Origin of the sequence: Streptococcus suis, from assembly GCF_046032515.1 — a bacterium.
Classification (GTDB): Bacteria; Bacillota; Bacilli; order Lactobacillales; family Streptococcaceae; genus Streptococcus; species Streptococcus suis_AL.
This window is the reverse complement of sequence record NZ_JARQPJ010000018.1, coordinates 22,074-42,922: the sequence shown is the minus strand read 5'-3', so window position 1 is coordinate 42,922 and position 20,849 is coordinate 22,074. Positions and strand designations below refer to the sequence as shown.

The 20,849-nt window shown below is 42.6% G+C and carries 19 protein-coding genes and 3 pseudogenes; 2 read left to right on the top strand and 20 right to left on the bottom strand.

Going from position 1 to position 20,849, the window contains the following annotated elements; genetic code table 11:
* Positions 1–156: 156 nt before the first annotated feature.
* The 17 genes and pseudogenes from P7J49_RS08720 to P7J49_RS08640 all read right to left on the bottom strand — a co-directional run bounded on the left by P7J49_RS08720 (position 157) and on the right by P7J49_RS08640 (position 17,524).
* A complete protein-coding gene (locus P7J49_RS08720; protein ID WP_408570451.1) occupies positions 157–1,497 on the bottom strand; it encodes a dipeptidase in 1,341 nt (446 codons plus the stop codon).
* Between the two features lie 116 nt (positions 1,498–1,613).
* Positions 1,614–3,119 (bottom strand): YfcC family protein, encoded by a 1,506-nt coding sequence (locus P7J49_RS08715; RefSeq protein WP_408570450.1) that lies wholly within the window; start codon positions 3,117–3,119, stop codon positions 1,614–1,616.
* 488 nt (positions 3,120–3,607) lie between these two features.
* Positions 3,608–4,555 carry a carbamate kinase gene (gene arcC / locus P7J49_RS08710; RefSeq protein ID WP_408570449.1) on the bottom strand — a complete coding sequence of 316 codons (948 nt, stop codon included), beginning with the start codon at positions 4,553–4,555 and terminating at the stop codon, positions 3,608–3,610.
* 313 nt (positions 4,556–4,868) lie between these two features.
* A complete protein-coding gene (argF, locus tag P7J49_RS08705; protein ID WP_002941720.1) occupies positions 4,869–5,882 on the bottom strand; it encodes an ornithine carbamoyltransferase in 1,014 nt (337 codons plus the stop codon).
* 18 nt (positions 5,883–5,900) lie between these two features.
* Positions 5,901–6,341, bottom strand: a complete 441-nt coding sequence (locus P7J49_RS08700) for a GNAT family N-acetyltransferase (RefSeq protein ID WP_408570448.1) — start codon at positions 6,339–6,341, stop codon at positions 5,901–5,903.
* A complete protein-coding gene (gene arcA / locus P7J49_RS08695) occupies positions 6,341–7,573 on the bottom strand; it encodes an arginine deiminase (protein WP_408570453.1) in 1,233 nt (410 codons plus the stop codon). Before arcA ends, P7J49_RS08700 begins: the two co-directional genes overlap by 1 nt.
* Positions 7,574–7,830: 257 nt before the next feature.
* On the bottom strand, positions 7,831–8,526 hold the full coding sequence (locus P7J49_RS08690) for a Crp/Fnr family transcriptional regulator (RefSeq protein ID WP_024379819.1): 696 nt from the start codon (positions 8,524–8,526) through the stop codon (positions 7,831–7,833).
* Between the two features lie 410 nt (positions 8,527–8,936).
* Complete coding sequence (gene whiA, locus P7J49_RS08685) at positions 8,937–9,854, bottom strand: DNA-binding protein WhiA (RefSeq protein ID WP_408570447.1); 918 nt, start codon at positions 9,852–9,854, stop codon at positions 8,937–8,939.
* Positions 9,851–10,825, bottom strand: a complete 975-nt coding sequence (locus tag P7J49_RS08680; RefSeq protein WP_024400159.1) for a YvcK family protein — start codon at positions 10,823–10,825, stop codon at positions 9,851–9,853. The genes whiA and P7J49_RS08680 overlap by 4 nt, the downstream gene beginning before the upstream one ends.
* The gene (gene rapZ, locus P7J49_RS08675; RefSeq protein WP_105140787.1) at positions 10,822–11,709 is read right to left on the bottom strand and encodes an RNase adapter RapZ; all 888 of its coding nucleotides are present in this window, start codon (positions 11,707–11,709) and stop codon (positions 10,822–10,824) included. The genes P7J49_RS08680 and rapZ overlap by 4 nt, the downstream gene beginning before the upstream one ends.
* A 21-nt stretch (positions 11,710–11,730) precedes the next feature.
* Positions 11,731–12,108: a RidA family protein gene (locus P7J49_RS08670; protein WP_002941727.1), complete on the bottom strand. Its 378-nt coding sequence runs from the start codon at positions 12,106–12,108 to the stop codon at positions 11,731–11,733.
* A 50-nt stretch (positions 12,109–12,158) separates the two neighbouring features.
* Positions 12,159–13,482, bottom strand: a pseudogene (locus P7J49_RS08665) (MATE family efflux transporter).
* A 405-nt stretch (positions 13,483–13,887) separates the two neighbouring features.
* Positions 13,888–14,157 carry a type II toxin-antitoxin system RelE family toxin gene (locus tag P7J49_RS08660; RefSeq protein WP_011922754.1) on the bottom strand — a complete coding sequence of 90 codons (270 nt, stop codon included), beginning with the start codon at positions 14,155–14,157 and terminating at the stop codon, positions 13,888–13,890.
* Entirely contained in the window at positions 14,147–14,374 is a 228-nt protein-coding gene (gene relB / locus P7J49_RS08655) for a type II toxin-antitoxin system RelB family antitoxin (protein WP_002938604.1), read from the bottom strand. The genes P7J49_RS08660 and relB overlap by 11 nt, the downstream gene beginning before the upstream one ends.
* 113 nt (positions 14,375–14,487) lie before the next feature.
* The gene (gene asnS, locus P7J49_RS08650) at positions 14,488–15,834 is read right to left on the bottom strand and encodes an asparagine--tRNA ligase (protein ID WP_408570446.1); all 1,347 of its coding nucleotides are present in this window, start codon (positions 15,832–15,834) and stop codon (positions 14,488–14,490) included.
* Between the two features lie 14 nt (positions 15,835–15,848).
* The gene (locus P7J49_RS08645; RefSeq protein WP_408570445.1) at positions 15,849–17,030 is read right to left on the bottom strand and encodes a pyridoxal phosphate-dependent aminotransferase; all 1,182 of its coding nucleotides are present in this window, start codon (positions 17,028–17,030) and stop codon (positions 15,849–15,851) included.
* On the bottom strand, positions 17,027–17,524 hold the full coding sequence (locus P7J49_RS08640) for a DUF5590 domain-containing protein (RefSeq protein ID WP_408570444.1): 498 nt from the start codon (positions 17,522–17,524) through the stop codon (positions 17,027–17,029). Before P7J49_RS08640 ends, P7J49_RS08645 begins: the two co-directional genes overlap by 4 nt.
* Before the next feature lie 213 nt (positions 17,525–17,737).
* Here P7J49_RS08640 and P7J49_RS08635 point away from each other — a divergent pair, with 213 nt between their 5' ends.
* Entirely contained in the window at positions 17,738–18,187 is a 450-nt protein-coding gene (locus tag P7J49_RS08635) for a MarR family winged helix-turn-helix transcriptional regulator (RefSeq protein ID WP_009909619.1), read from the top strand.
* A gap of 62 nt (positions 18,188–18,249) precedes the next feature.
* Positions 18,250–18,771: an NADPH-dependent FMN reductase gene (locus P7J49_RS08630; protein WP_408570443.1), complete on the top strand. Its 522-nt coding sequence runs from the start codon at positions 18,250–18,252 to the stop codon at positions 18,769–18,771.
* Positions 18,772–18,832: 61 nt separating this feature from the next.
* On the opposite strand, the pseudogene tnpC reads toward P7J49_RS08630, so the two are convergent.
* From tnpC to P7J49_RS08615, 3 genes and pseudogenes are all read right to left on the bottom strand, one after another.
* A pseudogene (gene tnpC, locus P7J49_RS08625) lies at positions 18,833–20,080 on the bottom strand (IS66 family transposase); the annotation flags it as partial.
* A 148-nt stretch (positions 20,081–20,228) separates the two neighbouring features.
* Positions 20,229–20,423, bottom strand: a pseudogene (tnpB, locus tag P7J49_RS08620) (IS66 family insertion sequence element accessory protein TnpB); the annotation flags it as partial.
* 37 nt (positions 20,424–20,460) lie between these two features.
* A complete protein-coding gene (locus P7J49_RS08615; protein ID WP_408570442.1) occupies positions 20,461–20,646 on the bottom strand; it encodes a hypothetical protein in 186 nt (61 codons plus the stop codon).
* Positions 20,647–20,849: the final 203 nt, after the last annotated feature.

Here is a 20,849-nt window from a genome sequence, read left to right as displayed (position 1 = left end):
TGGGACTTTTTGTATATACTTAAAAAGGCTCCATAATCTCCACGGTGGTTTTACCCACTACAGAAATTATAGAGCCGTTATTCTTCATAAGAAAAGCTCTTAGATATTTCACTAAGAGCTTTTAAACTGTAATTTACTATTCAATACTGATAATGGCTATTCCGCAGCTAGGCGATAGACTGCCTCAGCATAAATATCCATTGTTTTATATAAGTCTTCTAATGGCATGCGTTCATTTTCCTGATGCTCTGTTTGTTCTGTATCTGGGAAACATGCACCAAAGGCCACACAGTTTGGCATGGTACGAGCAAAGGTAGCCCCACCTGACGAGATTGGCTCGCTTGTTAAATCTCCTGTCTTATCTTGATAAACAGACATGAGCGTAGATACCAGCTGGCTGTCTAATGGCACATACAAGGAAGCAAGGTAGTCGTACTCTTCATAGGTCAAGCCACATGATTGCGCTTTGGCTTGTAAAGTAGAAACTAGGGCTTCTTTATCCGCAGTGACAGGAATACGAATGTCCAAGCGAATTTCTGATTTTTTTGCGCTAATGGTTAGACCTGCAATATTGAAACTGAGTGTCCCTGATGGTTCATCAGTCACATCACCAAAAAGCTTGAATCCTGTGGCATCTTCACCAACTGCATTGACGATAAAGTCCAAGGCTGGATGACTTTCGAAATGTTCCAAAGCCTTTGCCAAACGAACGATGGCATTGACCCCCTCGGCAGCATCCTTGGCGTGCCGCGAAATACCAAGAACCGTTACTTGATCATCTTTAGTTTCATAATCAAAGCCTAATTGATCTAATTCCGCAATAACTCCTGCTAATAAATGACCGGAATAGCTTGCCTTGGCAGGTACTACGTTATAGGCAGTTCCCGCTTCGATACTCAGACAAGGGTGACCTGGACCACGCAATTTGGCCTGCAGCAATCCTTTTTCAGCATAAGTCAAAGGGAAGGAAGAATCTGGCGCAAAGCCCATAGTTGCTACTTCTTCCAACTGATTGTAGCGGTTCATACACCGCCATAAGGTCTCTTCATCTGTTCCAAAAATGAAACGAATCCGTTTGTTAAATTGGACTCCCGCATCAAGAAGTGCTTTTACTGCAAATAAGGCTGCCATAGATGGTCCCTTATCGTCTTGAACTCCTCGACCAATAATGTAATCTCCCTCTACCACAGCCTCAAAAGGCGGCGTCTGCCATTGACTAAGATCACCAGCAGGTACCACATCTAAGTGGCAAAGGATTGCTAATAATTCTTCGCCTTGCCCAATTTCAGCATAGCCATAATAGCCAGCAGGGTCTAAATAAGTTTTAAAACCCATTTTTTCCGTCAAAGCCAACGTGTGCTCCAGAACATCCTGAATCGCTTGACCAAATGGCGTATCTGCTTGATGTTCGTGCAGGACAGACGGAAAAGCCACCAATTCTTTAATAGCCTGGACACACTCTTCCTGATGAGTGGATTGAATAAAACTTGTATTCATTGTTACTCCTTTCAACAGATTAAAATATTGCTCTTACTAATTCCATTCTATCACAAAAGGAAAAACTGAGCCAGATTTCATCTGCTTCAAAGATAGAATCTGACCCAGATTTTCGATTAGAAGAATGTCGCAATGACAAGAATAGCAATTGAGGCAAGGACAATACCTGCAATCAATTTACCAACAAACTTATACCAAGTACCGATTTCAACTCGACCTAAAGCCAAGGCACCCATTACAATACCTGAGGTTGGTGCCACTAAGTTCAGCACACCTGAAGCCGCTTGGAAGGCTGTGATAATCAAGTGAGCTGGTACATTGACAAACTCACCGAGAGGTGCCATGATACCCATGGATGCCCCTGCAAGACCAGATGTGGATGGAATCAAGAAGGACATTGGCAGGTAGAAGAGATAGGTCAAGATGATGAAGACTTGTGAAGACAGACCTTGCAAGCCAACTTCACCCCAATGCAGAATAGTCGCTGTAATCATACCGTCATTCATGATGACTTGAATACCACGCGCCACCGCACAGATAAGGGCAACACTGAGCAAGTCTGCCGCACCATTCATAAAGGCTTTTACCAGACGTGCTTCATCCATGCCATAGACAATACCGACCAAGACACCAGCAAAGGCAAAGAGCATAGCTCCTTCAGGGAAATACCACCAGCCAAATGGATAGGCTGAACTACCAATGACTTGACCGATTCCTGGCAAGCCAAGCAACCAAGTATTGAAATCAGCAAAGACAGAAACACCCAAGTCTTCCCAAGGAATAAAGCTACAAATCATGACAACAAAGGTCAAGACAAATACCCAAAGAACACGTTTTTGAGCAGGTGTCAAGACAGCATTGACTTCTTCACTTGATGTGTTGACATTAAAGTGAGCCATATCTGCTTCACGTTGTTTGTAAACGAGAGATTTAGTCGGGTCGTTTTTCACTTTTTCAGCATAGCTAGCAACAAACCAAACGCCCAAGCCTAAAATGACGATAAAGAAGATAATCCGCCATATCATACCATCTGCCAAAGACACGCCTGCTGCATCGGAAGCAACACCTGTCGCAAATGGGTTTACAGTAGAGGCCAAACAGCCAATTTGAGAACCAAGTAAGATAATAGCCACACCAGTGATACTGTCAAAACCAACTGCCATCATAACAGGAACAAGGAGCGGGAAGAAAGCCATGGTTTCCTCACCCATACCGTAGGTAGAACCGCCCAAGGCAAACAAAGGCATGAGAATGTAAATCAACATTTTCTCGCGACCCTTGAAGCGTTTCACAATGGAGGCAATCCCCACATCAAGCGCACCAGTTTCATTGACCACGCCTAAGAAGGAACCAACCATCAGAATAAAGAAGGCAACGTCAATAGCCTTACTAGTGTCGCCATGACCCAACATAGCACGGACAGGTGCCATCAGAATATCCCAAATTCCCTGCGGATTTTGAGCCACTGCTTGATAGGTGCCTGTGATAAATTTTCCAGCTTCGTCTTTTTCATACTGACCTGCTGGAATAACCCATGTCATCACTGCCATAAAGGCAATAATGAGCATCAAAATAGAATACGATGAAGGCATTTTAAAGCCTTTTTTCACTTTTTCGCTCATCGCAAAAACCTCCTATAATATTTTTTGAACGCAACCTGGATTGACAAGTAAAGTACTTTATATAAGAAATAGTTTTTCGCTCATCAAGGTAGTTTTTAAAGAAATACTGAAAAACTAACGATGAATAGCTCAACAACTAGTCTTAGATGAAAGTCCTGAACTGGGAATACAGGTTCTAAATCCCCTATTTAAGGGAAATTGTATCCGTAATAACCGTATCAAATATCCACCTATCTTCAAGAGATGTCTATCTCCTTCAGTCTATTATCTGAAATCATTGCTTATAGATAGATACTTGATAGGAAATGGATGAGAGGGGAGGGAGCTTAGACGCCCAGACCTTCATGTTTAGATTAAAGGGAACCCTTGTAGGACTATCAACATTCCCACTCCCCTAACTCCATCAATAAATAACCCGTCTAGTTTAAAAACTATATTTGCATGTAGAGTACATCAATAAAGAGAAGTCTCAACGAACATACAGCTGCTTAGCCTTTGACAATGATAGTGCCGCTATCGGATTCAATCAAAGCGCCTAAGTTTTCTAATGAGGTAATGACTGCTTTTGATTGCGGCTTATTGTTTACAAAAGCAATAGCTGCTTCAACTTTCGGTAGCATGGAACCTGGTGCGAATTGATTTTGTTTGATATATTCTTCCAATTCAGCCACAGTAACTGTTTCTAATTTTTCTTGGTCTGGTTTGTTGTAGTTAACAAAGACATAGTCTACACCTGTCAAGACGATAAACAAGTCTGCATCAACCAATTCTGCCAAACATTGAGAAGCAAAGTCTTTATCGATAACTGCTTCCACACCGGTCAGGGTGCCATCTGCTTCTTGGACAACTGGAATACCTCCGCCACCAGCAGCTACGACTACCTCACCTGCATTGAGAAGGGTACGAATGGTACCTATTTCTTTGATTCCTACAGGTTTTGGCGAAGCAACGACTTTGCGCCAGCCACGACCGGCATCTTCTTTGAAGGTTGCACCAGTCTTTTCTGCTTCTGCTTTCGCTTCTTCTTCTGTATAGAATGGTCCAATCGGCTTGGTCAAATTTTCGAAGGCGGGATCATACTTATCCACGATAACCTGGGTCACAACAGATGCTACATCTTTTTCAATGCCTTCCTTGAGCAATTCATTTTCCAAGGCATTTTGCAACCAGAAACCAATCGAACCTTCTGTCATGGCTACCAAACTGTCTAGTGGAAAAGCTGGGTTCTTTTCCGAATCAGCAGCAAGGTTCTGAAGAAGTAAGTTTCCAACCTGAGGACCATTACCATGCGTGATAATAAGGTCATCCCCATTTTTTATCAATTTTACAAGGTGCTTGGCTGTTTGTACCAAGGCCTCTTTTTGTGCTTTAGCCGATGGGTCGGACGATAAAATGGCATTGCCACCCAAGGCTACTACAATTTTACGATTTGCCATATCTCTTGCTTTTTCCTCACTTTCGCGAAATAGTAATCGCTTACACATCCATCCTCAAAATAAGGGGGCTGGGTGCCAGCCCCCGGAGGTTGCGATGACTAGAGAATATACTCAATGAAAATCAAAATCAGACTTGCTTCAAAGGTTCGGGGAACCTTTAGAGGTTGGAAATAGAGCAAGCGAAGTTCGCTTCACATATGAAGATAGAACTCCGTTCCTTTCATACTTCAAGGGAACAGGCTGAAAACCTCCACTGGAGCTTTTCAGTCATCAAATCGAGGCAACAACGTATGAGTTTGATTTTCGAAGAGTATTACACACGTGGAACAAATGGATCCCCTAAAGTAGCCGCCATCACTGCTTTAATAGTGTGCATACGGTTTTCAGCTTGGTCGAAGTGACGAGCATATTTGCTACGGAATACTTCGTCTGTTACTTCCATTTCTTCTACACCGAATTTTTCAGCGACATCTTTACCATAAACAGTGTTTGTATCATGGAAGGCAGGCAAGCAGTGCAAGAAGATGAGATTTTCATTTTCTGCTTTTTTCACCAATTCCATATTCACTTGGTATGGTTTCAAGAGGGCAACGCGTTCAGCAAATTTATCTTCTTCACCCATGGATACCCAAACGTCTGTATAGAGAACATCTGCGCCTTTGACTGCTTCGTCAGCATTGTCAGTAATGAGAACACGTGCTCCACTTTCTTTGGCAAAGCCTTCTGCCAATGCCACAACAGTTTCATCAGGGAAGAGTTCTTTTGGAGAGAAGATATGGACATTGACACCAAGGATAGCACCTGTCACCAAGAGAGAGTTGGCAACGTTGTTACGGCCATCACCACAGTAAACCAGAGTCAAGCCTTCCAACTTGCCAAAGTTTTCTTTAACAGTCAAGTAGTCAGCCAACATTTGAGTTGGGTGCCATGCATCTGTCAAACCATTCCATACTGGCACACCAGAGAATTCTGCCAATTCTTCCACCATTTTTTGGCTGAAACCACGGAATTCAATACCATCGAACATGCGTCCCAAAACCTTAGCAGTATCTTCTGTAGATTCCTTCTTGCCAAGCTGGATGTCATTTGCACCAAGGTATTCTGGATGAGCACCAAGGTCAATGGAGGCTACTGTGAAGGCAGCACGAGTACGTGTTGATGTTTTTTCAAACAAGAGAGCAATATTTTTACCTTCCAAATAACGGTGTGGAATATTGCGTTTTTTCAAATCTTTCAAATGAGCTGAGAAATCAATCAACCATTCCAATTCTGCGCGTGTGAAATCTTTCTCTGCAAGGAAATGTCTGCCTTTAAATACGTTTGTCATTGTCTCTTCTCCTAATGTTTAAATAAATTTTGTCAATGTCTGGCACCATTCTCCATCTTCTTGATAAACTTCAGAAGTTGCTTGGTAGCCAACTGACTCATAAAAAGTCTTTGCAGTTAACTCCGAATGTATATTCAACTGATGAAAGCCTGCTTCACGTGCATAAGCTTCCAAAGAGCTGATAATCATTTTTCCATAGCCTTTTCCACGAAAATTCGGTAGAGTGGCTATTCGGGTTAGACGAGCTTGACCAGGACCGACAGGAAGAAAACGTCCCGTTGAAACAGGCCCTTCACCAATAAAGAGATTGGCGTAAACTCTTCCTTCCGTATCATTCTGGTCAAATTCATCTTCCTTTGCAATACCACGCTCAAGGACAAATACCTTATAGCGGACATAGATAGAGGCTGCGCGTTGCCATTCTTCCGAACCGATTGTTGTTCGTTCTATACTCGGCATTAGATGTCTTCCCGTTCAAACGGCATTGACATACAACGAGGTCCACCACGACCGCGAACCAATTCGCTTCCGCCAATCTTAATCAAACGAAGCCCTTTGGACTCGAGGATAGCATTGGTAATCGTATTGCGTTTGTAAACAACTACCACACCTGGTGCAATGGTCAATGTATTTGAACCATCATTCCATTGCTCACGACCAGCAGCAACCATATCACCGCCACCACAACGGATCAATTCTACTTTTTCAAGACCAAGGTTCGCAGCCAAAAGTTCTGCCAAGTCACCATGTTCTTCTTCAATATGAAGCGTATCATTTTCATAGGTTACAGAGAAGACACGAAGGTCACCTTCAATTTCTGGGTGGATAGTAAACTTATCATAGTCAACCATGGTAAATACTGTATCCAAGTGCATGAATTTACGGTTGTTAGCAAATTCGAATGCCAATACTTTCTTGAAGCCAACATGCTGTTCAAAGATATTTACCAATAGTTTTTCAATTGATGCAGCATCGGTACGTTGTGAAATACCTACTGCCAAAACATCTTTTGAAAGAACCAATTCGTCACCACCCTCGATACGAGTAGTTGCTTCACGATTGTAAACCAATGGAACTTTTCCACCATATTCTGGGTGATGGGTGAAGATGTATTTACCATACAAGGTTTCACGGTTCCGTGTTTCTGAATACATGTGGTTAAGAGAAACAGCATTACCAATCGTAGCAAATGGATCCCGTGTGAAGTAAAGGTTTGGCATTGGGTCTATTGCAAATGGGTAAGAGGATTCAACCAAATCTGTCAAACCTTTTTCTTCAGAAGGGATTTCTGGCAATTCTGCCTTTTGAACACCAGCCATCGTTTTCTCAACCAGTTCTTGATTATCTTCAATAGACATCAACAGTTTACGAATTGCATTCTTAGTCGCCCGACCACGAATGTTAGCTTCTTCGAGATATTCATCAATAAATTGTTCACGAATTTCAGGTGTAACAAGTGACTCAGCAGCTAATTTTTCCAAGTAGAGCACTTCTACACCTTCATCACGAAGAGCTTGAGCAAAGGCATCATGCTCTTTCTGTGCATCTTCTAAGAATGGAATATCATCGAAGAGTAGGCGTTCTAGGTAGTCAGGCATCAGGTTTTCAATTTCCTTACCTGGTCTGTGTAACATAACTTTTTTCAGCTTACCAATTTCTGAAAAAACATGAATTGGATGGTTTGACATGATCTGTCCTCCTTGTAGATTGATACATGATGGGAAACGAGGAGGACCGTACGCTTTCCTGCCTCTCATTTCCTCTTTACATCCATAGTTTAACAGAGCAAAAAAACAAAAACTTGGAAACGCTCACATTTATTTTGAGAAATTCTTCACATTTTCAACCTTATTTATAAATAATTATCGATTATATCGCCTATATTCTGCATAATTCTTTGCATTATATCGTTATATGAATTTTTATTTTTTATAAAAAAACAGAAACTTCAATGAGTTTCTGTCAAATTTTCTAAGAAATAATCAATATCTAAATAAGTTAACTGTTTATGGCTATAAGCAATTTTACCATCCTGCTTCAGTTGCTTCAAAACATAGCTAACCGTTTCCCGTGTCGTAGCTGCTAAACGCGAAATCTCTTGAATATGAATTTCAAATGGCAAGGTAGCAAACTGCTCTCGCTGGCACATATCCCAATAAAGAAGAGCCAAGGCTTGAACGACTCGATCTGATGCCTTGGAACGCATCGCATTTCGCAAGCGCAACTCTTGAAAACGAAGCACTTTGGATAATTTTTGACAGATATAAGTCATTTGACTCGGATTTATCTTCGACAAGGTTTCAAACAAGACCATCGGTACAATAAAATACTCTAGGTCCGTTATGGCAATGGCGGTATAATGATAAGGTTTGTCCTGAAACATATCTCCAAAAGGAAAGGCACCACCCTGCCGAATATAGTCCAAATACGTAAAACTATCCGTCTCATCATATTGCTCAATCCGAGCATAGCCCTTATACAATACAAATAGATAATCTCTAGGATCCTCTGCGTAAAAAAAGATTTGTCCCTTAGGAATCTTTCGAAAACGAATATGCTTAGCTAATTGATCAAAGCTATCACGTGTCAAACGTTCAAAAGTTGGATGTGCCCTTAGATAATCATATTGTTCGTTGCTTATCATCAAAACTCCTTTCTAGCTAAAGTATCCTTCTATCCATTTTAACATATATTAATGTTATATGCTAATCATTACTGAAAAATTCATAAAACAGGGTCATTCCTGTGAAGAGGAATACTATAGTAGTTTTAATTAGGAAAAGGACAGTTTTGAGTTATAGTGTTAATAACCCACTCCTAAAATAACTTTAGAGTTCTCAAATTGACAAACTTAGATATATCCTGTTTCTAATTCACTCTACTATATCACAACCAATACAAAAAACTGGTCCTCTCGAACCAGTCTTAGTATCGTCGAATGAATTAACTTTCAGACAAGGAACTGAGGTGCAAGCAATACTAGAGTACGGCAAGCCGAGAGTGACGAGGTATCAAAGTTAATTCAAATGACTATAACATTCTATGTATACCTATCTAGTCAGTCAATTCATCCGCAATCTTATTGATTTTCCGCAAACGATGGTTGACACCACTTTTAGTGATCGGTACCGTTAGACTATCCGCCAATTGCTGAATGGAATAGTCTGGATGCTGAATTCGCAACTGGGCAATCTCCTGCAAGTCACCTGACAACTGATCTAGACCGATAGTATCCATAATTTTGATAATATTATTGATTGTTTTCATACTAGCATTGACCGTCTTTGCAATATTAGCGGCTTCCGCATTTGTAGCTCGATTTAGGTCATTGCGAGCCTCACGAAGCAATTTAACATTCTCAAATTCTGTCTTTGTCTCTTCTGCTCCAATCACCAAAAGAAAATCCATAATGTCCTCTGCACGTTGCAGATAGGTAATAGTTCCCTTACTTCGCTCAATGACTTTGGCATCCAAAAGAAATTTCTGCATCAGATTGGCCAGGTCATTGGCATGGTCACTATAGACAGAAGCTATTTCAAGCTGGTATTTTCCTTTTTCAGGATTTTTAACAGAGCCTGCCGCTAAAAATGCTCCACGAAGATAGGCTTGACTCCATGAATCATTTTCCAAAACCAAGGGAGAAATCCCCGTCTCTAATCCAAAGAAACTATCAGCCAAATGCAAATCGTTCAATATCTCATTCACACCGTCTTCTATCAAAACTGCATACACACGATTCTTTTTGAGATTAGGTTTTTGATGATGGCGAATCTCAGCCTTAATCTGGTAGAAATGGAGTAACAGTTCATAAATGTGACGGGCAATCTTTGCATTTTCCGTGCTGATAGAAAGAGTCAAACCTGATGAAGCTAAGCCCAAACTCCCTGATAATTTGATAATAGCAGATAGCTCGCTCTTATTTTGGCTAGACTGAAGCAGCAATTCTTCCTTTACTTGTACTGTAAAACTCATGACCGCACCTGCAAAATCTTTAGCAACTCTTCTACCACCAAGTCACCATCATGGAAAGCCCCGCCATTTTCCAAACGAAGAAAATTCGAAGAAATCACACGATTAGCTTGTTTTTGCAAACCTGCAAAATCGTGTTTTACCTGTACCAAGTATTCATCAAACTGATTGCTATTCATATACTCTTGTGGAACTGGCTCAATATTGACCAAAACTGTATCAATGAATTGTTCAGCTAGGTGAGCATTGAGAACCGCCACATGGTCTGCATCTGAGAAAAACTCAGTCTCTCCCCGTTGGGTCATAATGTTGCACACATAGGTCACTTCAGCCTTGGTTTCTTTTAGGGCTTTGCCAATGTCAGAAATCATCAGATTCGGCAAGATTGAGGTAAAAAGAGAACCCGGTCCAAGTACAATCATGTCACTTTCCATAATCGTTTCAACTACCTGGCGACTGGCTTTCGGTTCATCATCATTATAAGAATTTGTCACATAGACATGATCAATCATCCCATTATGCTTGGAAATCTTGCTCTCACCTGCTACCTCGGTCCCGTCTGTAAAAATAGCATGAAGGGTCAAGGCCTGTTCGCTAGAGGGATAAATCCGCCCTGTCGTATGGAAAAAGCGCGTCAACAACCTCATCGCATTGTAGGTTGAACCCTGCATTTCTGAAATGCCAGCGATAATCAGATTACCTAGGGGGTGTCCAGCCAAGGGACCATCTGAATCCGCAAAACGATACTGGAAAATTTGTTCATAAAGTTTGGGCATATCCGACATAGCCAAAAGGACATTACGCAAATCACCTGGAGGGGTCACCTGCAAAGCCTGACGAATTTCCCCCGAAGATCCTCCGTCATCAGCTACCGTCACGATAGCGGTAATCTCTACATCCTTATCCCGCAAACTCTTCAAGATGACTGGAATACCAGTCCCGCCCCCGATAACTGTAATCTTTGGTTTTCTCATGAGCGGTTGACCGTCTCCTTCCGTCTGTCCTTATCACGATGACTACGATTGACATTCCAATTTTTCTCTAAATCGTCTGCCAAACGTTTAGCAAAGGCTACGCTTCTATGCTGACCACCCGTGCAACCAACAGCAATGGTCAGTACAGACTTCCCTTCCTTCTGATAACCTGGCAGAATTGGCTCAATCAAGCCGATAAGGTGGCTGTAAAATTCTTCAGATTCCTGGTGGTCCATAACATAATCAAAGACGGGAGCATCCAGACCAGTCAGATTTCGTAATTCTTTCTGATAATAAGGATTTGGTAAGAACCGAACGTCAAAAACCAAGTCTGCATCCAGAGGTAGTCCATATTTGAAACCAAAGGACATCACTTCTATGCGAAACGACGGCTGATTATCTTGACTAGCAAACTGCTCTGAGATTGCCTTACGCAGATTACGAGGAGTCAGCTCTGTCGTATCAATAACATTTTGACTCATATTTTTCAAGGGAGCCAAAAGTTCACGTTCTAGCTGAATCCCGTCCAAAACACGACCATCAGCCGCCAAAGGATGGGAACGACGAGTTTCTTTATAGCGAGCAACCAATTCACTATCCGTCGCATCCAAGAATAGGACTTTAAAATCTAAATCCTCTGCCCCCTCAATCTCATCCAACACCTCTCGAATCTCCGAGAAGAAGGAGCGACTCCGCATATCTACAACAAGAGCAATCTTATTGTTATCCTGGCTATGGCGAATCAACTCTAAAAACTTTGGCAAGAGAGTCGGTGGCATATTATCAATGGTAAAATAGCCCAAGTCTTCAAAAGACTGAATGGCTACCGTCTTACCAGCTCCCGACATCCCTGTCACAATAACTAAATGGAGTTTGTCCGACATGACATTCCCTCCTTTTCTCTTCTAATCAATAACTGCAATAACTTCAATCTCAACCTTAACATCACGTGGCAGGCGTGCAACTTCCACCGCTGAACGAGCTGGAAAATCTGCTGAGAAAGCTGTTTTATAAACTTCATTAAAAGCTACAAAATCATTCATATCTTTTAGGAAACAAGTCGTCTTCACCACATGATCAAAGTCTGTTCCTGCTTCTGATAAAATTGCTGCGATATTTTTCAAGACTTGCTCAGTCTGCTCTTGAATAGTCTCTCCCACAATTTCACCCGTTTCAGGTGACAAGGGAACCTGACCAGAGGCAAAGAGGAAATTTCCAACAACCTTCCCTTGAACGTATGGGCCAATTGCTGCAGGTGCCTTATCTGTGTGAATCGTTTTCATCTGATGATCTCCTTTTTATCTTTCTATTGATATTATACCAAAAAACTGACCTAATCGGCCAGTTTTCGTGTTTGTACAATAAATCTCCAAGTCAGAAAAATCGCTCGCAAGAGCAGGTCAATCAAAATCGACAGCCAGACGCCGGCAATTCCTAAACCGAACATCTGACCTAAGACGATAACACCTACGACGGACGCGCAGCCCCCACATTCCTATCATTGTGGAGTAGAGTGGCGACTTGGTATCCCCCAAGCCCTGCAGAGCGCCAGCCATGATCAAAGAAACCGCAAGGCCTGGCTGGTTGAAAGCATCGATCCGTAAAGCTGTGACGACTTGTTTGACGGCTTCTAGGTCTTTGGTAAATAGCAGAGCAAAACTTGGAACTCCGAAAAATAAGATGGTACCGAGCAGGGACATGATGGTAACACCATAGGCAGAGCTGAGAAATGCGACTCGTCTAACTGTGAGGAGGTCCCCCTTTCCCAAGGCTTGACCAATCAAAACCGCTGCCGCTGTCGCAAGACCATAGGCTGGCATATAGGTAAAACTCTCGATATTGCCTGCAATCATGTGGGAAGCATAGACAGTCGTCCCCAGCCCCACAATCAAACTGAAATAGACCACCTGTCCCAACCGCATGCCCAAGCGTTCCAAGGCTGCAGGTAGGGTCAAATCCACCATTTCCTTAGGACTTCCGAAATGGAACAATTGTTTGAGATCAACTGCCAAGTCAGTCTGCTGTACCTTACGATACAGCAAGACAGTACCAAGCAAGCGAGCTAAGACGGTTCCCAAGGCCGTCCCTACAATACCAAAACCTGACCAAGAGCAAATACCAAAAATCAAGAAATAGTCCAAGACCACATTAAAACCATTGGTCAGTAAGCTCATTTTCATAGGGGAAACTGTGTCGCCAGATGCCCGCAGGATTGTTCCCAAAATGGTCATCAGAGCTTGGAAAATCGTCAAGCCACCAACCCAGTAAAAAAATGCCTGGGCGCCAGCCAAACTCTCCGCATCTGCTCCCATCAAGACCAGCATCTGCCGCCCAAAAATAAGGGATAGGAAACCCAATAGCAGACCTACACCTACTGAAAGCACTAAGGCTTGACGGACATGAAAGGTAAGAGATTCCCTATCTCCCGCGCCAATAGACCGAGCAATCAAAGCTGTTGCCCCAACTCCCAAAGCCATATAGACCGCCAAATAGACATTCAAAATCGTATTGGCAAGACCAACTGCCGTCACCGCTACCAGCCCCAGCTGTGCAATCAAGAGGGTATCCATAAAACCAACTAAGGGCTGAAAAATATTTTCCACCGTCGCAGGAAAGGCCAAACGAATAATCTCTTTTCCTAAACTTTCTTGCTTCATTTTCCTCTCCACGGATTTATTTAGAATAATTATAAATAAAAACAGGTGAAAAAACAAGAAAACAGGGAGTGGGGAAGAACTCGATAAGTCAAAAAGGAGTTCGTCTCCCCACCCCCGCATAGCTCCAAAGGTTCGGGGAGCCTTTGGAGGTTGGAGATAAGGCGAACTCCGTTCGCTTCAGTCGTATAAGGAAGATTTGGAGTGGAAAACACGAATTGCTGAGATTTGCTTCGCAAATCTTATCTCCAACCTTTTTACCTCGCTTTTCTGTTTCAAGGCTCGGGCTGAAACAGTTCCCAGAACTGTTTCACTCCACTGGACTGTTAAACCCAATCAACCACTGCGCTGAGATGTTGACACGAGCTCTGAGAAGTGCACCGATACCGAGCCTAGTTTCCTAAAGCTTCACTTTTTATAGATTTCTTTCCGGTGCCCGATTTCAAGAGCTAGGATGACCATTTTGTTATCAATAATATCGCAAATCACACGGTAATTCCCCACTCTATACCGCCACAGCCCCTTATAGTCTCCTACCAAGGCCTTGCCAAACTGTCTTGGATTCTCCAAACCGTCCAAACGTTTTTTCAAATCCTTTGCAAGCATCATCCCCACATGCCTGTCCATTTTTTTCAACTGCTTCAAAGCATCATCGCTGAGAACAAGTTTATAAGCCATCTTCTAACTCCGCAAGAACATCATCAATCGAGTGTGTAACAGGATTTTCTTGGAATTTCTTCAAAGCCTTGATACCAATTTCATAGTCCAACTGGTCTTCTATCTGTTCTGCCAGTGCAGTTTTAAATAACTCAGACAGGCTTTTTCCTGTATGAATGGCATAGCTTCTGAAGATTTCTTCTTCTGCATCGTTTAACCGCAAGGATACAATTCCCATCATTCTACCTACTTTCTTCTTGTAATACATTGTATAACAATTCGTTCAAAATGTCAATGGACACCAGAAAAACAGACCACGTTTGTAGTCTGTTTGTATATCTATTGATTTGCTTATGGATGCAAGCGGTGCAACATACGTGGGAACGGAATGGCTTCACGGATGTGTTTTGTACCAGCGACGAAGGTTACCATACGTTCAATACCGATACCGAAACCACCGTGTGGCACAGAGCCGTATTTACGGAGGTCAAGGTAGAATTCGTATTCTGACTTGTCCATGCCGAGCTCGTCCATCTTGGCTACCAAGGCATCGTAATTGTCCTCACGCATAGAACCACCGATGATTTCACCGTAGCCTTCTGGCGCCAAGAGGTCCGCACAGAGCACTCGCTCTGGATTGCCAGGAACTGGTTTCATGTAGAAGGCCTTGAAGCTTGCTGGATAGTTAACAACGAAAGTCGGCACACCAAAGTAGTTTGAAATCCAAGTTTCATGTGGTGAGCCAAAGTCATCACCATACTCGATGTGTTCGTAGTCTGTATCTTCATCAGCCTCATGCTCTTGCAGAAGGGTAATGGCATCATCATAAGCCACACGTTTGAAGGGCTCCGCAATGTAGCGTTTAAGGGCATCCACATCACGCTCAAGAGTTTCCAAGGCTTGAGGAGCACGGTCAATAACACCTTGAATCAAGGCTTTGACATAAGCTTCTTGCAAGTCAAGTGACTCTTCATGGCTGAGGAATGAATACTCGGCATCCATCATCCAAAACTCTGTCAAGTGACGGCGAGTTTTTGATTTTTCCGCACGGAAAACAGGACCGAAGTCGAAAACACGACCAAGGGCCATAGCACCAGCTTCCAGATAAAGCTGACCTGATTGACTGAGATAAGCTGGTTGACCAAAGTAGTCTGTTTCGAACAATTCTGTTGAATCTTCTGCCGCATTTCCAGACAAGATTGGACTATCAAACTTGATAAAGCCATTCTTTTCAAAGAATTCATAAGTCGCATAGATGATCGCGTTACGGATTTGCTGGATAGCGACCTGTTTACGAGAACGCAACCAGAGATGACGGTTGTCCATCAGGAAGTCTGTACCATGTTCTTTAGGCGTAATTGGATAATCTTGTGACTCACCGATGACTTCAAGGTCTGTCACATCCAACTCATAGCCAAACTTAGAACGCTCATCTTCCTTGACAATCCCTGTCACATAGACAGAGGTCTCTTGGCTGAGGCGTTTTGCTACATCGAACTTCTCCGCACCTATTTCTTCACCAAATTTTTCAATGAAGTTTGGCTTGAAAGCAACGGCTTGGAAGAAGGCTGTTCCGTCACGCAACTGCAGGAAGGCTAACTTGCCCTTGCCTGATTTGTTGGCAACCCAGGCACCAATGGTCACTTCTTGACCGACATAATCTTTTACTTGGTTGATGGTAATCAATTTTCTAGACATTATTTTTCCTCTTTTTATTTTTTCATAAATGTGTGTAGTCGTGCCACTGCTTCTTTGAGCGTGTCCATATCTGTCGCATAGCTGAGGCGGATATTTTCAGGAGCTCCAAAACCAGCACCTGTCACCATTGCAACTCCCACTTCTTCCAAAATGGCTGTGGTAAATTCAGTCACATCTGTGTAGCCCTTCATTTCCATAGCCTTTTTGACATTTGGGAAGAGATAGAAGGCACCTTCTGGCTTAATCACTTCAAAACCAGGTACTTCTGCCAACAAAGGATAAATGGTATTGAGACGATCTTCAAAGGCCTGACGCATGGTTTCTACCGTATCTTGCGGACCTGTAAAGGCTTCAATAGCCGCATACTGAGCAACTGTTGTCAGGTTCGATGTCGTCTGTCCGACAATCTTGCTCATGGCCGCAATGATCTCAGGATTACCAACGGCAAATCCAACCCGCCAACCTGTCATGGCATAGGCCTTGGCCACCCCATTGACAACAATGGTCTGCTGGCGAATGCTTTCTGAAATGCTCGAAATCGGTGTGAAGGTATTTCCATTATAGACCAAACGACCGTAAATATCATCTGCCAAGATGAGAATATCGTGCTCCACAGCCCAGTTTCCAATAGCTTCCAATTCCTCACGACTGTAAATCATGCCCGTCGGATTGGACGGACTATTGAGCAAGAGAACCTTGGTCTTGTCTGTTCGAGCTGCTTCCAGCTGGTCAACTGTTACCTTGAAATTGTGTTCTTCCGTCGCAGTGACAAAGACAGGCACTCCTTCATTCATCTTGATTTGGTCGGCATAGGATACCCAGTAAGGTGTCGGAATAATCACCTCATCACCAGGATTGATGACCGCCGCAAAGAAGGCATAGAGGACAAACTTGGCACCTGTCGCAAGAACGACTTGATTGCGTTCGATGGAGTAGCCGTAGAAATTCTCAAAGTAGGTATTGACTGCGTCCTTCAATTCTGGAAGTCCTGAAGCTACCGTATAAAAACTCGCCTTACCATTTTCGATAGACTTGATGGCTGCTTCTTGGATATTTTTCGGTGTGACGAAGTCTGGCTCCCCCAAGGTCAGCTCTAAAATATCACGTCCTTCTGCCTTCAAGGCTTTTGCACGCGCACCTGCTGCCAGAGTTACACTTTCTTCCATCTCTAAGACTCGTCTTGATAACTTGCTCATAAGCCCTCCCGTTTGATAAAGTTCCCTGTTTCAAATTCAACTAAATAGTAGGCAGTACCTGACTTGACTTCCCAAATCGGCTTCGCCTCTCTGTAGCCAAGAACTATTTTATCTACATCGCCAGCCCCATTATTTTTAGCGACAGCTTGCGCTTCTTCTTGAGTAATGCCATTTGCCATTGGATAAACGTACACAGTATTTGTCTCTTCAGGAATGATAACTGCAACCATTTCCCCCTGACTCGTCTTTCCTTGCACGCTAAAGTATGTTTCTGCCCCATTATAGATAGAGACATCATCAACAACCTCTATATCCGCATAATCTCGAGCTACAGAAATAGCGTGATTCTGTACATCAGAAAAAGGCTTAGCTGCAAGGTCCCAAATAACGAATATCGAAAAAGTCATAACACTTAGGAGTATAAAGGAACCAGCTATCAGCTGTCCCTTCTTCGTTGCCAATACTTCCAAAAGTTGAAAAATCTTTTTTTCCATAGTAGTCCTATTATACTACAAGTTAAAGCATATTTCCATTTTTTCCGTAATTGAATTGTGAATAAACTTTCATTCTCCTTCAGACAGAGAACGGATATAAGAACTAGGCCCCACTGTTCAGCTCCTCCATTCCATAGAAGGCAATTTACCAATGAATATAGGATCTAACTTTTTTTGCTTGATAACCGAACTATTTATTGCTAAAATATTCTCATGAGAACTGTTGAACAATCTTTAAATGAGAACAAGCATGCACTTCACAGTCTAGTCGTCTTTCGCAGAGCAGCTAATACTATCGCAAAATCAGAATTAGAAACAATCAAAAAATACGGACTGACAGTTTGTCAGTTTGGAGTGATGGAGGCACTCTACAACAAAGGAAATCTGCGGATTCAAGACTTAATTGATAAATTATTAAGCACATCTGGCAACATGACTGTCGTTATAAAAAACATGATTCGAGATGGCTATATCTACAAGACGATCGATACAAATGACCGTCGTGCTTCCTTGATTGCTCTCACTCCACTTGGACGCGAAACCATTGAAAAAATCCTTCCAGAGCATTATGATCACGTTGGAGAGATTTTTTCTGTCCTTAGTTCAGAAGAACAAGACCAATTAGCCGAGATACTTAAAAAATTCAAGAATCAGCAGACCTAGGATTGCCAACAAAAGACAAATACGATATACTAAATTTATGTTTTTATGAAAAGGAGGCCATCATGGCGAACGTATTGTTTTTAGTTGGTTCACTACGTGACGGTTCTTTTAACCATCAAATGTCAAAAAAAGCCGAAGCGTTCTTAGCTGATAAGGCTCAAGTATCTTACATTGATCTTACAAAAATTCCCCTATTCAACCAAGACATCGAGACACCTATCCTTCCTGAAATTGCAGAGCTACGTGCACAAGTAGACGCTGCGGATGCTATCTGGATTTTCTCACCAGTATATAACTATGCAATCCCAGGCATCGTAAAAAATGCTCTCGATTGGCTCAGTCGTTCGCTCGATTTATCCAATCTAAAAGGACCATCTATCCTACAAGATAAAATCACAACTGTCTCTGCCGTCGCAAACAGTGGTCACGACCACCTATTCAAAGACTTCCAACACCTTCTTCCATTTATCCGCACTCAGATTGCTGGTGAATTTACAGGTTCAACCATCAATCCAGAAGCATGGGGAACAGGTGTATTGGAGTTATCTGACGAAACTCTAACAAAACTCGAGCAACAAGCGTAACCGCCCAATAATAAAGTATATTGAAAAGGCTCTAAAGTCCTGTCGACTCTGGAACCTTTTTCTATTTACACGCTCTCTTAATTGTTTCCTTCCATGGCAAATAAGCCTCTAGCACCTCCTTTTTTGCGAGCGTCTCCTCATTAGGTAAGTGTTCTAGAAGATAAGTCATATATTTCTTTGCATCAAGACCATGTCGTTTAGCAGTTTCCAAAAGACTCAGAATGACAGCTGTCGACTTGGCTCCTTCAAAGCTTTGAGAGAACAACCAATTTTTGCGACCCATAACCAAGGTCTTCATAGCCCTCTCAGCCATATTGTTAGACAGGACTAGGTCACCGTCCGAGAGAACGGTTCGGAAGGTGGTTTCGTATTTGAGTCTATACTCCATTGCAGTGCCCAATTTGGAGCCTGGCAAGACAGCCTGATTGTGACACCAATCAAAGAACTCGTCCATCAAGGGAGCCAACTCTGTCTGACGTTTATGTAGCCGTTCCTCAGTAGACAAGTCAGCCCAGTCATTCTTCAAGGCAAACAGGCGGTCACAATAGGCTAAGCCCTTGGCTCCTAAAGAAGTCCTGTCTGTCTTCTTAGGAGTCGCCTCAAAAAACTTTCTCCTGACATGAGCCCAACAGCCAACCAGCTGTGCCTTGTCTAACTGCCGATAGGCCGACCACATATCACAGTGTACATAACCCGCATAATCTCCAAGAAATTCCTCCACAACCAAGCCACTCCGTCGTTTGTCATGATGATAGAGGGTAATTCCATTTTTCTCATGTTTCCCAGACAAGAAAGTCCAGTAGAAGGTCAACTGGCTATCATTTTCTAAGACCTTGTAGGAGGTCTCATCCGCATGGAGAATAGGCTGCTCCAACAATTTCTCGTGCAACAGGTTATAAATCGGCTCGAAATAATACTGACTAGACTTGATATGCCAGTTGGCTATTTCCTTCCGACTGATGGGCAGACCAAGCTTGTGCCAGTCCTCTTCCTGACGGTAATTAGGCACCTTAAGATTGAACTTCTGATGAATAGTATGGGCGATGATAGAAGCTGAACCCAAGCTGTGTGCCAAAGGTGCCTTAGGAACTGGAGCCTTGATAATCTTATCGCTCAGATTCTTCTGACTACAAGCCTGACACTTGTATGCGTGTTGAACATGGTCAATCCGCTTTAATTGTGCAGGAATGAAGACCAATTCTTGTCGTTGAACAGTCGAGCCAATCTCTTTCAACTGTCCATGACAGTCTGGACAAGTGCAATCTTCGCCCTGCAATTCGTGATGAACAATCTCTGGAGTGAACTGGGAGTGGGAAAGAACTCGACTGGTCTAGAAAAGAGTTCGTCTGGTCGAGTTCTTTCCCACTCCCACGACTTTTTGAAACATTTATTTTTGGACTGATAGAAAATCCTTTCATGAGCCAGTCTACCTGCTCGGAAGTTAGAACCTTGACCTCTTCTTCATTGTTTGGCCAGGTCAATTTTCCATTTTCAAAACGTTTGTAAAGTAACCAAAATCCTTGTCCGTCCCAGTAAAGAGCTTTGAATCGGTCTTTTCGACCTCCGCAGAAGAGATAGACCTGACCTGAAAAGGGATCCAGATTGAATTGACTTTTGACAAGGTAGGCGAGAGAATCAATCCCTTGACGCATGTCCGTTTTACCGCAAACCAAGTAGACTTGACCTAAATCACTGAGTCGGATGGTCATAGTGCAGTACCTTATCCAAGATTGTTTCTAATATTTTTTGGTTGATAGAGTGAAAGAATGTGACTTCCACTTTTCCGAGATGAATTTTCATCAGAATATCATTTCTACTTTTCTTTTCAAAGCATCTAGATTTGGGAACAGTCAATGGGACGATGGGCTGTGACATAATAAATCCTCCAGTTTTGTTTTTTATAACAGTATACAGGAGGAGGGAGTGATTGGGTAGGTACTTTGTTATGGGGCGGTTACCAACAAGCAGCTGACCTGTTGGCAGCAATTCAATAATCAAAAAAAACCAGAAATTCTGGTTTTTTTTGATTAACATTTTAAGAGCATTCCGATTTCTGACAAGAATCAATTACTACTTTG